Annotated in this window: 11 protein-coding genes; 4 read left to right on the top strand and 7 right to left on the bottom strand. The window is 67.0% G+C overall.

Annotated elements, in window-relative coordinates; translation table 11 throughout:
- Nucleotides 1–34 precede the first annotated feature (34 nt).
- The 7 genes from BJF92_RS22345 to BJF92_RS22315 all read right to left on the bottom strand — a co-directional run bounded on the left by BJF92_RS22345 (nt 35) and on the right by BJF92_RS22315 (nt 8,488).
- Nucleotides 35–1,438 carry an amidase gene (locus tag BJF92_RS22345; RefSeq protein ID WP_075636938.1) on the bottom strand — a complete coding sequence of 468 codons (1,404 nt, stop codon included), beginning with the start codon at nt 1,436–1,438 and terminating at the stop codon, nt 35–37.
- A 202-nt stretch (nt 1,439–1,640) separates the two neighbouring features.
- Nucleotides 1,641–2,642 (bottom strand): oligopeptide/dipeptide ABC transporter ATP-binding protein, encoded by a 1,002-nt coding sequence (locus BJF92_RS22340; protein ID WP_075636937.1) that lies wholly within the window; start codon nt 2,640–2,642, stop codon nt 1,641–1,643.
- On the bottom strand, nt 2,639–3,622 hold the full coding sequence (locus BJF92_RS22335) for an ABC transporter ATP-binding protein (RefSeq protein WP_075636936.1): 984 nt from the start codon (nt 3,620–3,622) through the stop codon (nt 2,639–2,641). Before BJF92_RS22335 ends, BJF92_RS22340 begins: the two co-directional genes overlap by 4 nt.
- Nucleotides 3,619–4,470 (bottom strand): ABC transporter permease, encoded by an 852-nt coding sequence (locus BJF92_RS22330; protein WP_075637038.1) that lies wholly within the window; start codon nt 4,468–4,470, stop codon nt 3,619–3,621. Before BJF92_RS22330 ends, BJF92_RS22335 begins: the two co-directional genes overlap by 4 nt.
- A gap of 23 nt (nt 4,471–4,493) precedes the next feature.
- Nucleotides 4,494–5,444 carry an ABC transporter permease gene (locus BJF92_RS22325; protein ID WP_075636935.1) on the bottom strand — a complete coding sequence of 317 codons (951 nt, stop codon included), beginning with the start codon at nt 5,442–5,444 and terminating at the stop codon, nt 4,494–4,496.
- A gap of 449 nt (nt 5,445–5,893) precedes the next feature.
- Complete coding sequence (locus tag BJF92_RS22320) at nt 5,894–7,420, bottom strand: ABC transporter substrate-binding protein (protein ID WP_075636934.1); 1,527 nt, start codon at nt 7,418–7,420, stop codon at nt 5,894–5,896.
- A gap of 150 nt (nt 7,421–7,570) precedes the next feature.
- Nucleotides 7,571–8,488 carry a LysR family transcriptional regulator gene (locus BJF92_RS22315; RefSeq protein WP_075636933.1) on the bottom strand — a complete coding sequence of 306 codons (918 nt, stop codon included), beginning with the start codon at nt 8,486–8,488 and terminating at the stop codon, nt 7,571–7,573.
- A gap of 222 nt (nt 8,489–8,710) precedes the next feature.
- Between BJF92_RS22315 and BJF92_RS22310 the strand changes: the two genes are divergently transcribed.
- The 4 genes from BJF92_RS22310 to BJF92_RS22295 all read left to right on the top strand — a co-directional run bounded on the left by BJF92_RS22310 (nt 8,711) and on the right by BJF92_RS22295 (nt 13,857).
- Complete coding sequence (locus BJF92_RS22310; RefSeq protein WP_075636932.1) at nt 8,711–9,688, top strand: zinc-binding dehydrogenase; 978 nt, start codon at nt 8,711–8,713, stop codon at nt 9,686–9,688.
- 671 nt (nt 9,689–10,359) lie between these two features.
- Nucleotides 10,360–11,721, top strand: a complete 1,362-nt coding sequence (gene eat, locus BJF92_RS22305) for an ethanolamine permease (protein ID WP_075636931.1) — start codon at nt 10,360–10,362, stop codon at nt 11,719–11,721.
- A 287-nt stretch (nt 11,722–12,008) separates the two neighbouring features.
- A complete protein-coding gene (locus BJF92_RS22300; protein WP_143524152.1) occupies nt 12,009–12,611 on the top strand; it encodes a hypothetical protein in 603 nt (200 codons plus the stop codon).
- Nucleotides 12,612–12,990: 379 nt separating this feature from the next.
- Nucleotides 12,991–13,857: a helix-turn-helix transcriptional regulator gene (locus tag BJF92_RS22295; RefSeq protein ID WP_075636929.1), complete on the top strand. Its 867-nt coding sequence runs from the start codon at nt 12,991–12,993 to the stop codon at nt 13,855–13,857.
- Nucleotides 13,858–13,899: the final 42 nt, after the last annotated feature.

Below are 13,899 nucleotides of genomic sequence, written 5' to 3'. Positions count from 1 at the left end.
TGTGAGAGAGGAACTGGTGCGCCGGCCGGCAGCGTCAAGCCGTCGTCTTGGCCTTCGGCTGCGGCCACCGGGTGATCCCGCCCGTCCAGTCCTCGAACAGTTTCGACAGGCGCAGCACCAGGAGATCGTCGAAACGCGGCCCGACGATCTGCAGACCGATCGGCAGGCCCTGGGATGAAAAGCCGCAATTGATCGAGGCGGCCGGCTGCTCCGACATGTTCCACGGCACGGTGAAGGCGATGTGCTCGAAGGGGCGTTCGGGATCGTTGGTCGGCGAGGCCCAGTCGGCCGGGTAGGAGACGATGGGATTGGTGGGAGACAGCACGACATCCACGGTCTGGAACAGGGCGCCGCAGGTCTTGCGCATCTCGATGGTCTGGCCGAAGCCCTGCGCCGCCTGCACCCCGGTGACATCCGCGCCCTTCTGCGCCCAATGATAGATATAGGGCAGGATCTTTTCGCGGCGCACGGCCGGCAGCTTCTCGATATCGCCCCAGAACTTCGCCCGCCAGAAAAGATCGAGCCCGTCCAGCATGGCGCGGCTCAGGACCGGGCCTACCTCGGTGACGATGGCGCCGGCATCCTCGAACCGGCGGGCAGCGGCGAGCACTGCCGCGCGGATCTCCGGCTCTGCTTCCAGCCCGCAGCCGGCATCCAGCATCACGCCGATGCGCAGGCCCTTCACGTCGAGATCGAAATCGAGCCAGTCGAGATCGTTCGGCGGCAGGCTGGTGCCGTCGCGCCAGTCAGGCCGCGACAGGGTGGCCATGGCAAAGGCGGCGTCTTCTACCCGGCGCGTCATCGGCCCGGCGCAGCGGCCGACATAATAGGGATCGACCGGAATGCGGCCATGGCTCGGCTTGAAACCGAACAGGCCGGTCCAGCCGGCCGGCAGGCGCACGGAGCCGCCGATATCGGTGCCGATATGCAAGGGGCCATAGCCGGCAGCACCTGCTGCGGCTGCGCCGGCGCTGGAGCCGCCGGGGTTCTGCGTCACGTCCCAGGGATTGCGGCTCAAGGGGTGGAAGCTCGACAGGCCGGAGGACAGCATGCCGTAATCCGGGCAGGTGGTCTTGGCGAAGATCACTGCGCCATCCTCGCGCATGCGCGCGGCAATGGGCGCGTCGGCCGCGGCGGGAACGAGTTCCACCGCCGCCGTGCCGAGCGGCACCGGCGTGCCCTTGGTGGCGATCAGCTCCTTCAGCGTCACCGGAACGCCATCGAGAGGCCCGAGCGGCGCGCCTTTGGCGTAGCGCGCCTCAGATGCCCGGGCCATGGCGCGCGCGCCTTCGGGATCATAGGCATAAAGCGCGGCGACGGCAGGCTCGAAGGCGGCCACGCGCGCTTCCACCTGATCCCAATAGGTCACTGGCGACAGGCTTTTGTCGGCAAAGGCGGCGGTGAGATCGCGGATCGAAAGGTCTAGAAGAGAGGTCATGGGCAAAATCCGTTCGGTACGACGGGTCGAGAGCATCAGACTGAAAATCGCTCGCAGTCCGATGCTCTAATTTTTTGTTTTTGCATCGGATTTATCCGAAAACCGGTTCCCACTTTTCGGTCCGATGCTCTAGAGGCAGGGGCCTGTCGGCCGCCTGCCGTCCCGTCAGGTCATCTGTTCGATCGGCCGGTCGAGCGCCCGCTCACGCCGGGGCGCAGAGCATCTGCTCGGCATGGTGACAGGCCGTCTGCCGGCCCGGTAGCACCTGACGCAAAACAGGCGCTTCCGCCGCGCAGCGCGGTCCGGCCAGCGGACAGCGCGGCAGGAAGGCGCAGCCCTGGCCGGGCGGGCCATGCGTCAAGGGCGCAGCAAGTGCCGCAGCCGGGGGCGCGGGGCGGGCCGGCGGGCGGCCGAACTTGGTCACCGAGGGCTCGGCATCGGCCAGAACGCGGGTATAGGGATGCAGCGGCCGTTCGAACACGGCGCGCGCCGGCCCGCTTTCCACTAGGCGGCCGCGATACATGACGCCGACCTGATCGGCGACCGCATCGACCACCGCCAGATTGTGGGTGATGAACAGGAAGGTCACGCCGCGTTCGCGCTTCAGCCGGGTGATGAGGTTCAGCACCTGCGCCTGCACCGAGAGATCGAGCGCGGAGACGGCCTCGTCGGCCACGACCAGCTTGGGCTCGGTGATCAGCGCCCGGGCAATGGCGATGCGCTGGCGCTGGCCGCCGGAAAATTCATGCGGATAGCGCTCGGCCTGCGCGGCGTTGAGGCCGACGGCCTCCAGCATCGCCATCACACGCTCGCGCCTTGCAGCCCGCGACGGCTTCTCGTCCAGCACATGCAGCGGCTCGGCCACGATGCGGGCGACGCGCTGGCGCGGATCGAGCGAGCCGAACGGGTCCTGGAACACCATCTGGAAATCGCGCCGCTTGCGCATCAGCTCTTTCGGCGAGAGGTCGAAGAGCGAGGCGCCGTCGAGGATCACGTCGCCTGACGTGGGCCGGTCGAGCGCCATGAGAATGCGTGCCAGCGTGGACTTGCCGCAGCCGGACTCGCCGACAATGCCGTGGATCGTGCCGGCCTCCACCGTCATGGTGAGATCGTCGAGCGCGCGGGTCAGGCTGGGCCTAGCGAAGAGGCCGCCGCCAGCATAGTCGCGGGTCAGGCGGCGGATGTCGATCAGAGGGGTCTTCATGCCGGCATCTCCTGCTGTGCCCGGATGCAGCGCACGCCTCGGTTCGGCCGCGGCTGGGTCCAGGCCGGTTCGCCTGCGCGGCAGGCGGCCACGACATCGCCGCAACGGTCGGAAAACACGCAGCCTTCCGGCAGGCGGGCAAAGCCGGGCACCGTGCCGGGAATGGTATCGAGCGGCGCGCCATCTACCCGCCGGCGCGGCACGGCGCGCAGGAGGCCGCGTGTATAGGGGTTCAGGGGCTCGGTCAGCACGCCGCGCGTGTCGCCTTCCTCCATCCGCCGGCCGGCATAGAGCACCAGCGTGCGGGCGCACATGCGGGCGATCACGCCGAGATCATGGCTGATCAGCATCAGCGCCATGCCCTCGCGCGCGCAGAGATCGTCGAGAATCTCGAGCACCTCCGCCTGCACCGTCACGTCGAGCGCGGTGGTCGGCTCGTCGGCGATCATCAGCGCCGGGCGCATGGCCACCGCGATGGCGATGCCGACGCGCTGGCGCTGGCCGCCGGACATCTGGTGCGGATAGGCCTTGGCGCGGGCGCGCGGATCGGGAATGCGCACCCGGTCGAGGAGATCGACGGCCGCCTCCCGCGCGGCCTTCCAGGAGAGCTTCTCGTGGCGCACCAGCCCCTCGGCGATCTGGTCGCCCACGGTCATGGCCGGGTTCAGCGCCGTCATCGGCTCCTGGAAGATCATGCCGATCCGCCGGCCGCGCACCCGGCTCATGCCGTCATCATCGAGCGCCATCAGGTCGCGCCCCTCCAGCAGGATGCGGCCGGAGGCGATGGCGGCGGGCGGCAGCAGGCCCATCACGGCCAGCGACAGCAGCGACTTGCCGGAGCCGCTCTCGCCGACGATGCCGAGCGTGTCGCCGGCCTGAAGCGTCAGTGAGAAATCCTTCACGATCGGCAGCCGGCCGCCATCGGGCAGGCGCATGGCGATGTCGAGATTCTCGACCGAAAGAAGCGGGGCGGCGCTCATGTGCGGCCTTTCTCGCGCGGGTCGAGCAGGTCGCGCAGACCGTCGCCCAGCATGTTGAACCCGAAGACGGTGAGCGCGATGGCAAGCCCGGGCATCAGCGCCAGCCAGGGGGCGGTGCCGAGATAGGTCTGGCTGTCAGCCAGCATCCGCCCCCAGGTGGGCGCGGGCGGCGCCATGCCCAGCCCGAGGAAGCTCAGGCCCGCTTCGGTGAGGATGGCGAGGCCGAGCTGGATCGCCACCTGCACGATGATCTGGTTGGCGATGTTGGGCAGAACATGCTCGATGGTGATGCGAGTTACGCCCTTGCCGGCGCTGCGCGCGGCCAGGATGAAATCACGCGCCCAGACTTGGGACGCCGCGCCGGCAGTGACCCGGGCGAAGACCGGCACCATGAAGGTGGCGATGGCGATGATCGCCGTCCCCCGTCCCGTGCCCATCAGCGCGCCGAGCATCATGGCCGAGAGGATCGGCGGGAAGGCGAAGATCACGTCATTGGCGCGCATGGCCACGGCCTCGAACAGGCCGCGCTTGGCCGCGACCGTGACGCCGAGCGCCGTGCCGACAGCGGCACCGAGTGCCACGGCGCTCACCGCGATCGACAGCGAATTCCAGGCGCCCGCCATCAGCATGGAGGCGACATCTCGGCCGAGATGATCGGTGCCGAACAGGCCTTTTTCCAGCGGCGCCTTCAGCTTCAGCGCGATCTGCATCTTCGTCGGCGGCAGCGGGGTCCAGACCAGAGAGACCAGCGCGATGCCGAGGAGGAAGGCGACCAGCGCGCCGCCGATCACGAGGTTCGGCCGGGTGGCGAGGCGAAGGCCGGGGCTCTTGCGGCGGGCCGTGGGCAGGGGTGTCGAGGAGGCGGGCGCGGTCACCGGCCGGCCTCCCGCAGACGCGGATCGAGCAGGAGATAGGACATGTCCACCAGGAAATTCATGAGGATGACCAGGCCGGCGAAGAACATCACCACATCCTGCATGACCACCAGATCGCGCTGGGTCAGCGCCTGATAGGCAAGCCGCCCGAGGCCCGGCAGGTTGAAGACGTTTTCCACCAGCACCGCGCCGGCGATGAGGAAGGTGAATTGCAGGCCGAGAATGGTGACGACCGGCACCAGCGCATTGCGCACGGCATGACGCCAGAGTGCGGCCCGCTTCGGCAGGCCTTTGGCCCGCGCGGTGCGCACGAAATCCTCGCCCAGCACCTCGGCGACCGAGGAGCGGGTGACGCGGGTGAGCACGCCCGCCTGCGGCAGCGCGAGCGCGATGGCCGGCAGGACGAGCGCCTGCAGGGCCGGCCAGAAGCCCGTCTGCCAGCCGGGAAAGCCGCCGGAGGGCATGACCCCGAGCTTGACCGCGAAGACCAGCGCCAGAAGCAGCCCGACCCAGAAGCCGGGCACGGCGATGAAGAGCTGCGAAATGAAGCCGGCAATATAGTCCGCCGGCCCGTTGCGCCGCGCAGCCGAAAGCACGCCGAGCGGCAAAGCAATGGCGATGGAGAGACCGATGGCCATCAGCGCCAAAGGCAGGGTGACAGCCAGCCGCTCGCCGATCAGCCCCGAGACGGGAACGCCATAGGTGGTGGAGGTGCCGAGATCGCCGGTGGCCAGCCCGCCGATCCAGGCGAGGTAGCGCACCAGCATCGGCTGGTCGAGGCCGAGCTCATGGCGCAGCGCCGCCAGCGTTTCCGGGCTCGCCGAGGTGCCGAGCATGATGGCGGCGGGATCGCCGGGGAGCACCTGCATCACCAGGAAGATCAGGCCGGAGACGGCGAGCAGGGTCAGAAACAGGCTTGCCGACCGGCGCAGGAGAAGGGCGGTCATGGGTCATCCTTGGGCGAGAGCATCGGACCGAAAAGTGGGAACCGGTTTTCGGAAAAATCCGATGCAAAAACAAAAATCTAGAGCATCGTACTGAGTGCTATTTTCAGTCCGATGCTCGAGAGGCAGCCACAGGCGATGGCTGGACGAAATCGGTTGTCGGATCTGTGCGGGATGGCTTTCTGTAACGTCTCCCGACGTGCAGCCCCCTCATCTGCCTGCCGGCATCTTCTCCCCGAGGGGAGAAGAGACTCGGGGCGAGCGCTCACTTACATTCGAAGCAGAAACGCAAGCGGTGCGGCAAGTTCGGCGAGACGATGAGCCACTGGCCTCCTCTCCCCATCGGGGAGAGGGCAGGGTGAGGGGGGAGACAGGGGCAGGTCAAGCGGTCTGCCCATCTGCCCTCAGCGATATTGGCATGCACCGAGGTCAGACGTGCCGGTAAAGCCCGCTCACTCCTCCCAGTGCACGTCGGTCAGCACGTTGGAGGGGATCGGCTCGTTTTCCCACAGGCCCTTGAGCTTGGCGTTCCAGACGCCGAGCTTCGGCAGCACGAAGAGGTAGAGCGCCGGCACGTCATCCGCGAGGATCGTCTGCGCCTCGCCATAGAGCTTGTCCTGCTCGGCCGTGTCGGTGGTCTGCTCGATCTTCGCGAGAACGTCGTTGAAGGCCGGGTTCTTGTAGTTGAAGTAATAGGGGTCGCGGGCGTAGATATCGAGGTCCATAGGCTCGGCATGGGCGACGATGGTCATGTCGTAATCCGTGCCCTTGAACACGTCCTGCACCCATTTTGCCGGAAATTCCGTGGGCTCGATGGTCATGGTCACGCCGATCTCGGCGAACATGGCCTGCAGGATCTCCGCCGAGCGCGGGGCGTAGGCCATCTGCGGCGTCTTGATGGTGAAGGAGAAGCCGTCGGGATAGCCGGCTTCCGTCAACAGCGCCTTGGCCTTTGCCGGATCGTAGGGGTGGACGCCCGTTGTGTCGATATAGCCGCGGTCGTTCGGCGTGTAATGGCTGCCGATCGCCTGGCCGAGGCCGGACCATGCGCCCTCGATCACGGTGGCGCGGTCCACCGCCATCATCAGCGCCTGGCGCACGCGCTTGTCGTTGAAGGGCTTGCGGGCATTGTTCATGCCGGCCACGACTTTGAGCTCGGTGTTGCCGATGACGGTGGCGAGCTTTTCGTCGCCCTTGAAGCTCTCCATCAGTTCCGGCGCGGCAAATTCCGGGAAGGCGTCGACATCGCCCGATTTCAGCGCGGCGGCCTGGGCCTGCGGATCGCCGATGAAGCGGAAGGTGACCTTGTCCAGCCCGAGCTTCACCGCCTTGTTCCAGTAGCCCGGATTGGCGGCCAGCTCGACGCGGTCGCCCTTGGCCCAGCTGACGAATTTGAACGGACCGGTGCCGATCGGCTTTGTCTTGGCATCGGCCGCGCTCTTTGGCCCGAGCATGACGGAGGCCGGCCAGCCGAGCCAGGAAAGCAGGCTGCTGTTGCGCGTTTTCAGCTTCAGGACCAGCGTGCTGGCGTCGGGCGTCTCGATGGTGTCGATGGCGGCGAAGAAGCGCTTCTGCGGATTGACCGAATCTTTGCCGCGCGCGCGATCCAGCGAGAATTTCGCCGCGGCGCTGTCGAAGGGCTCGCCATCATGGAAGGTGACGCCTTCCTGCAGGTGGAAGGTGTAGGTGAGGCCGTCGGCCGAGATGTCCCAGCTCTTGGCGAGCTGCGGCACCACCTTGCCCGTGCGGTCGATGGCGACGAGGCCCTCGAACACGTTCTGCCAGGTGACCTGACCGATGGCCACAGGCGCGGCGATGGTCGGGTCGAGGCCCTGCGGCTCCGGGTTCATGCCCAGAACGAGGCTGGTCTTGGGCGCGGCCTCAGCCGGCAGCATGCCGAGCGGCAGGAAAAGCGCGGCCGACAGGCCGAAGACGGCGCACAGCAGACGCCGGCGCGCCGGCGCGAAATGGTTGATCATCCTATTCCCCTTTGCTGGATGCCCCGGTCGGATACTCTGGTCGAGGCTGGCCGATCTGACGCCGGCGCTTGAATGGCCGGAGAGTTTCATGATTTTGGCGCGCACACAATTGATGTTTTTGTGTGCCCCGTGCAGCTGAAAACGATGCACTCATGTGGCTTTCACCGGGCGGGCGAAGCTGTCGCGCAAGAAGCGGTCGATATGGTCGAGCAGTTTGGTGGCGGCAAAGGGCAACTGCCGCTCGCTCGCCACCGCCAGGTTCAGCGGCGTGCGCAGCGCTTTTCCCCCCACGACGGGCCGGGCGACGAGCTGGCCGAGCCGGCATTCGCGCTGCACGGTGAAGGCCGGCAGCAGCGTCACCGCCACGCCGCTTAAGGTCAGCTCCTTCAGCATTTCCAGAGAGGCGGTGACGAAGATCGGATCGAGAGACAGCCCTTCCGCGGCAAACAGCGCGTCGAAGGCTTGGCGGGCGCCGAAGGCGCGGTCGGGCAGGGCGAGCGGATGACGGGCGAGATCGGCCACGCTCACCGCGCTCTGTGCCGCCAGCGGATGGTCCGTGGACGCGATCATGTCATAGAGGATTTCCGCCTTCAGCCGCACCTTGGTGCCGGGATGCGGCTCGGAAAAGAGGGTGACGGCGATGTCGGCCTCGGCCGAGACCAGCGCCTCGACCGACTGGCGCGCGCTGGTGACCGCGATGTCGAAGCGGATGCCGGGAAAGCGGGTGCTGAAATCGGCGAGCGCCGGAGCAAGCAGGCTTGCGACCACCGCCCCGCTCGCCTGGATCGCCACCCGCCCGCGCTTCAACCCTGCCAGATCGTCGATCAGCTGACGGACATTGTCGAGTTCGCGCAGCGTGCGCCCGGCGCGCTCGGCCAGCAGCTCGCCCGCCGCCGTCAGCCTGATGCCGCGCGCCGAGCGCTCCAAAAGCGGCGTGCCGAAATAATGTTCGAGATGGTCGATCTGGCGGGCGAGCGCGGTGGGCGCCACGTTCAGCCGCTCGGCGGCCGCGCGCAGCGAGCGGGTGCGCACCACCTCGTCGAAATAGATCAGCGCCCGGACCTGCATCGCGCCCGTCTCTCCCTCATCAGCCGCCTTTTCCCGTCGATGCATAGCCGATCCCGACCGGCTGGGGGAGAGGCAGCCCGCCGGACAGCCTGCGAGCCCCTTTGCGCCCGGCTGGCCCATTGCCCCGGGGCGACCTATATCGACGGCGAATGTCCGGCCGGAACGATCCGGCCCGGACCGGAAGACGACAGACCAAAAGACGAGAAACAGGAGATCAAGACGATGCGCAGTGCGGTTCACGACCGGTTCGGCGATCCCCAGGACGTGCTTGGCCTGCACGAAAGCCCGCAGCCTGTGCCTGGCACGGGCGAGGTTCTGGTGCGCATGCACCTCTCGCCCATCCACAATCACGATCTATGGACCGTGCGCGGCTCCTACGGCATCAAGCCGCCGCTGCCGGCCATCGGCGGCAGCGAGGCGGTGGGCGTGGTCGAGGCCGTGGGGCCGGAGGCCGACGCGTCGCTGATCGGCCGGCGCGTGGCGGCGGCGGGTCTGCGCGGCAGCTGGGCGGAGTATTTCGTGGCCCCCGCCAGGGCGCTGGTGCCGCTGCCGGACGCCATTTCCGACGAGGCCGGCGCGCAGCTGATCGCCATGCCCTTCAGCGCCCTGTCGCTGCTGGAATTCCTCGAGGTGCAGCCGGGCGACTGGATCGTCCAGAACACGGCCAATGGCGCGGTGGGCAAGGTGCTGGCCATGGTGGCGGCCGCGCGCGGCATCCACACGGTCAATCTGGTGCGGCGCGACGAAGGCGTGGCCGAACTCGAATCGCTCGGCATCGCCAATGCCGTCTCCACCGCCGGCGAGAGCTGGAAGGACAAGGTGCGGGCGCTGACCGGCGAGGCGGGCGCGCGCGCCGGCGTCGATTCCATCGGCGGGAAGGCCTCCGGCGATATTGCCGAACTCCTCGGCGACAACGGCCTGTTCGTCTCCTTCGGCTCCATGACCGGCGAGCCGATGCAGATCTCCTCCGGCCCCGTCATCTTCAAGCAGCTGACCATCAAGGGCTTCTGGGGCTCCAAGGTCTCGGCCGCCATGGCGCCGGAAGATCGGGCGCGGCTGATGGGCGAGCTGATCCGGCTGGTGGTAGCCGGGCAGATCATCCTGCCGGTCGATTCGGTCTTTCCGCTGGAGGCGATCGGCGATGCGGTGCGCGCCTCGCTTGCGCCGGGCAAGGGCGGCAAGGTGCTGCTCCGGCCCTGAGCCGGGGAGAGATCGGGGGAGGCGCCGTCGTCGGACGTCTCGATGCGGTGGACCCTGTGTTCACGTCATCCTCGGGCTCTGCGACAAGCCCGAGGATAACGTCGCGCGCGATGATGATGATCTTTGCCGGAAATCTTAAAATTCGGACGTGATTCTTAGGCCTTTGGATGAGGGATAGAGCATCGAACGGACCGAGAAAGCGCGAACCGATTTTCGGTCCGGTGCATTGAGTTCAGGCGCAGTGATCGCCTTCGGCCTCCCCGCTTTGATGCCCGGGCTCTGATATTCCCTCCGGCCGCAGTGAAAGAGAGGTCGCATCGGCCTGATGGCGAGGCATCCCTCTTCGCGCCCGAAGCGTCGCGCGCAAGTCTCGCGCCCTGCGCCGGACCGATCGGCGCGTCCTGACGCCACCGAAGGGCGATCATGCCGCCCTGCGGCGAGCGCGTGAACGCAGGTGCAGCAATATCTCAGGGTCCGTGACGAAAATGCCTTGTTCTACAACCTCGTGATCGTCACACTCATCGCGCGGTCCCGTGCCTTTCTGCGCCTGTCCCCGTGCGGCGTCCGGCGAAAGGGGTGCGGGGACGGCCGCCGGGAATGGCGGACCTGTCCTGAGGGCCGCATTGCGTGCCACTGCATCAATAAGCCGATCAAAAAAAGGGGAACAGCTTATGAGCAACACACCTGACGTCACACTCAAGAAAACACTCAATACATTCCATCTCTGGGGCATTGCCGTCGGCCTCGTCATTTCCGGCGAGTATTTCGGCTGGAGCTATGGCTGGGCCACCGCGGGAACGCTGGGCTTCCTGGTGACGACGACGGTGATCGCCGCCATGTATGTCGCCTTCATCTTTTCCTTCACCGAGCTCACCACCGCCATTCCGCAGGCGGGCGGGCCCTTTGCCTATTCGCTGCGGGCCTTCGGGCCGACGGGCGGCGCCATTGCCGGCTTTGCCACGCTGATCGAATTTGTCTTCGCCCCGCCGGCGATCTCGCTGGCGATCGGCGCCTATCTCAACGTGCAATTTCCCGGGCTGGACCCGAAGATGGCGGCGCTGGGCGCCTATATCCTCTTCATCACGCTCAATATCATCGGCGTGCAGATCGCCGCGACCTTCGAGCTTTTCGTCACCATTCTGGCGGTGGGCGAGCTTCTGGTGTTCATGGGCGTGGTCTCGCCGGCCTTCAGCTTTGCCCAGTTCGCCGCCGGCGGCTGGAGCGGTGAGGATACGTTCAGCGTCGCCTCGATCGGTGGCATTTTCGCCGCGATTCCCTTCGCCATCTGGTTCTTCCTCGCCATCGAGGGCGTGGCCATGGCGGCGGAGGAGGCCAAGGACCCCAAGCGCACCATTCCGGTGGCCTATATCACCGGCGTTCTGACGCTGGTGGCGCTCGCCTTCGGCGTCATGCTGTTTGCCGGCGGCTCGGGCGACTGGAAGGCGCTCTCCAACCTGAACGACCCGCTGCCGCAGGCGATGAAGACCGTGGTCGGCGAAAGCAGCGGCTGGCTGCACATGCTTGTCTGGCTCGGCCTGTTCGGCCTCGTTGCCTCGTTCCATGGCATCATCATGGGCTATGCGCGGCAGATCTTCGCCATGTCGCGGGCCGGTTTCCTGCCGGAGTTCTTCTCCCGCCTGCATCCGCGCTTCCGCACGCCGCATGTGGCGACCGTCGCCGGCGGCGTCATTGGCGTGGCGGCGATCTTCAGCGACAATCTCGTGTCGATCGCGGGCCAGTCACTGACCGCCAGCATCGTCACCATGTCGGTCTTCGGCGCGCTGACCATGTACATCATGAGCATGCTCAGCCTGTTCAAGCTGCGCCAGAGCGAGCCGGGCCTTGCCCGCCCCTTCAAGGCGCCGCTCTATCCGCTGGCGCCCGGCTTCGCGCTCGGCATGGCCGTGGTCGCCTTCCTCGCCATGGTCTATTACAACACGCAGATCTTCGCCGTCTTCGCCGGCATCATGCTGGTGCTGGTGGTTGCCACGCGGCTGATGCGCCGCACCGTGACGCCGGTCGTGCCGGCCTGATGCGCGGCGCCCGCCTGGCCGCGGGCCCGGCGGGCGCCATAAGGGCAGACGACGCAGTCCTGCAGGTCTGAACCGCGCAAACGGTGTTCCTCGCAGGATTCCGTTTTGCCACGCCATGCTCTATGCTCTCCATGCGGAAAGGGCCTGTACCCACGATATGGGGCCGTGCCTTTCCGGATACGGGACCCTTTTCGGGTCGCGATGGCAGGCCCCGGCCGTGCCATGCCGTTTTTCGGTCCGATGCTTTGCTATGATCATGCTTTACGGAACATGCCCAAGAGGCCGCCTTGACTGGTTCACCCTATGACAGCGCATCGCTTGCCCGCTGCTTCGGCCTTCCGGAGGCGCCTGTTATGTCGATCGTGCCGCTGGGTGCGGTCGCGCTGGTGTCCGCCTATCTGCAGGGCGCAGCCGGCCTAGGGGCCGGGAGGACGGTGGTGCTCGCGCCGCAGCGGGCGCATCTGCTGATGGTCTACAGGGCCGATGCCTGGCATTGCGATCTCCTGCCCGATGGCCAGCAGGCTCCGGCGCGGCTCTACCCTGCCGGCTCCATCTGTCTGGTCGATCTGCGGGACGGGGCGGCGATCGCCCTGCGCAGCGATCTGGAAGTGCTGGCCTTCATCATTGCCGACGATCTCCTGTCGGAACTGGTGCGGACCGCCGATCTCCCGCCCGTCTACGGGTTGCGCTGCCGCCGTGCCGCGCTGGATCCTGTCCTCGTCCATCTCGCCACTGCCTGGCTGGCGCTCATGCAGGCCGAAACCCTGTCCGACGCTGTTCTCTGCCATGTGGCGCGCGGGATCTGCCTGCATCTGGTCCAGGCTTACGGTCTCGCAGCCATGGCAGGCCCCGCGGCCGGCGGCCCGCCGACCTCCCGCCTCTGGCATTAGATCATCAGACCGAAAAGGGGAAATCTGGCTTCTGCCAGACCGATCACCAGGGCGTGATCGGGCGCGGCTACACATTTGTGCGCATTCGGTTACACTCGCCGCATACGCTCTTTCGGGTCGGCTGCGGCTGGCCTGGGCAAGAGACGATCGTGCGATACGGTTCCCAGTCTGATCAACCGGAAACCCTAAGATGCGAGGCATTCAGCGTCGGGGGACGCCGGCTTCAGCCTGTCAAGTTTCGGGATGGCAAGCCCATTGGCCGTAACGCGTGCCATGACAGGCTTGGCTTTCTGTTTTCTGCCGAGGAAGCGGCGCTCTGACGCTGTGCGTCATGACGCACAGGCCGCCCGTTGCGGGATCGGGCGAGAGGAAGGGGACAATGGACAAGAGAGGAGCAGGCGGCGCCTCGGTGCCGGAATGCAGCCGGCTTTCGGCCGGGGGGATCGGCATTGCGCGCATGCGCTATGACGGCGATGATCTCGCCATGGCGGAGCCGAGCCGCCCGAGCGACGCCTTTCATGTCATCACCCAGCTCGCTGATTTCCGCATGCACCGGCTCTGGCGCGATGGCCGCCTTGTCTATGAGGGCGGCCATGGGCAGGGCGCGCTGGCGATCACCGATCTTGGCGCGGCCTGGCAGTGCCATCACCTCGCGCCTTTCGACAATGTCCGTTTCGATATTCCTGTCGCGGAACTCCGCCGCTTCGCCGAGGAGATGGGCCAGCCGCGCCTGACCGGGCTCGGCGAGGTCTCGGCCGAGGCCGATCCCGTGGCGGCCGGGCTCGCCCAGGCGCTATTGCCCTCGCTGGAGCGGCCGGAAGAGGCAAGCCCGCTTTTCGTCGAGCAGGTCGTACTGGCGCTGATGACGCATCTGGCCCAGGCCCATGGCGGCCTGCACCTGCCGGCCCAGGGAAAGGGCATGCTGGCGGCCTGGCAGCAGAAGCGGGCCACGGAATTTCTCGCAGGCCATATCGCCACGCCCTTTCAGATCGCCGAGCTGGCGCAGGCCTGCGGCCTGTCCCGCAACCATTTCATCAAGGCCTTCAAGCAGACCTTCCACCGCACGCCCTATCGCTGGCTGATCGACTACCGCGTGAGCCGCGCGCGCGAGCTGCTGGCCGGGCCGCTGCCGATTGCGGAAATCGCGGTCATGACGGGCTTTTCCGACCAGAGCCACCTGACCCGGGTGTTTTCCGCCGCGTCAGGGCTTTCCCCCGGCCAGTTCCGCCGCCAGCATCGCGGCTGAGACACAAGACGGCAGTCGGACGAGGGTGCCGCCCTCACGCCG

Source organism: Xaviernesmea rhizosphaerae (assembly GCF_001938945.1).
Lineage (GTDB): Bacteria > Pseudomonadota > Alphaproteobacteria > Rhizobiales > Rhizobiaceae > Xaviernesmea > Xaviernesmea rhizosphaerae.
Note: the sequence above shows the minus strand (reverse complement) of the source record. Positions and strands in the feature narration are given on the sequence as shown.

Coding starts and splice junctions, on each gene's coding strand:
- BJF92_RS22345 (WP_075636938.1), bottom strand. CDS start 1,438: ATGACCTCTCTTCTAGACCTTTCGATCCGCGATCTCACCGCCGCCTTT.
- BJF92_RS22340 (WP_075636937.1), bottom strand. CDS start 2,642: ATGAAGACCCCTCTGATCGACATCCGCCGCCTGACCCGCGACTATGCT.
- BJF92_RS22335 (WP_075636936.1), bottom strand. CDS start 3,622: ATGAGCGCCGCCCCGCTTCTTTCGGTCGAGAATCTCGACATCGCCATG.
- BJF92_RS22325 (WP_075636935.1), bottom strand. CDS start 5,444: ATGACCGCCCTTCTCCTGCGCCGGTCGGCAAGCCTGTTTCTGACCCTG.
- BJF92_RS22320 (WP_075636934.1), bottom strand. CDS start 7,420: ATGATCAACCATTTCGCGCCGGCGCGCCGGCGTCTGCTGTGCGCCGTC.
- BJF92_RS22315 (WP_075636933.1), bottom strand. CDS start 8,488: ATGCAGGTCCGGGCGCTGATCTATTTCGACGAGGTGGTGCGCACCCGC.
- BJF92_RS22310 (WP_075636932.1), top strand. CDS start 8,711: ATGCGCAGTGCGGTTCACGACCGGTTCGGCGATCCCCAGGACGTGCTT.
- eat (WP_075636931.1), top strand. CDS start 10,360: ATGAGCAACACACCTGACGTCACACTCAAGAAAACACTCAATACATTC.
- BJF92_RS22295 (WP_075636929.1), top strand. CDS start 12,991: ATGGACAAGAGAGGAGCAGGCGGCGCCTCGGTGCCGGAATGCAGCCGG.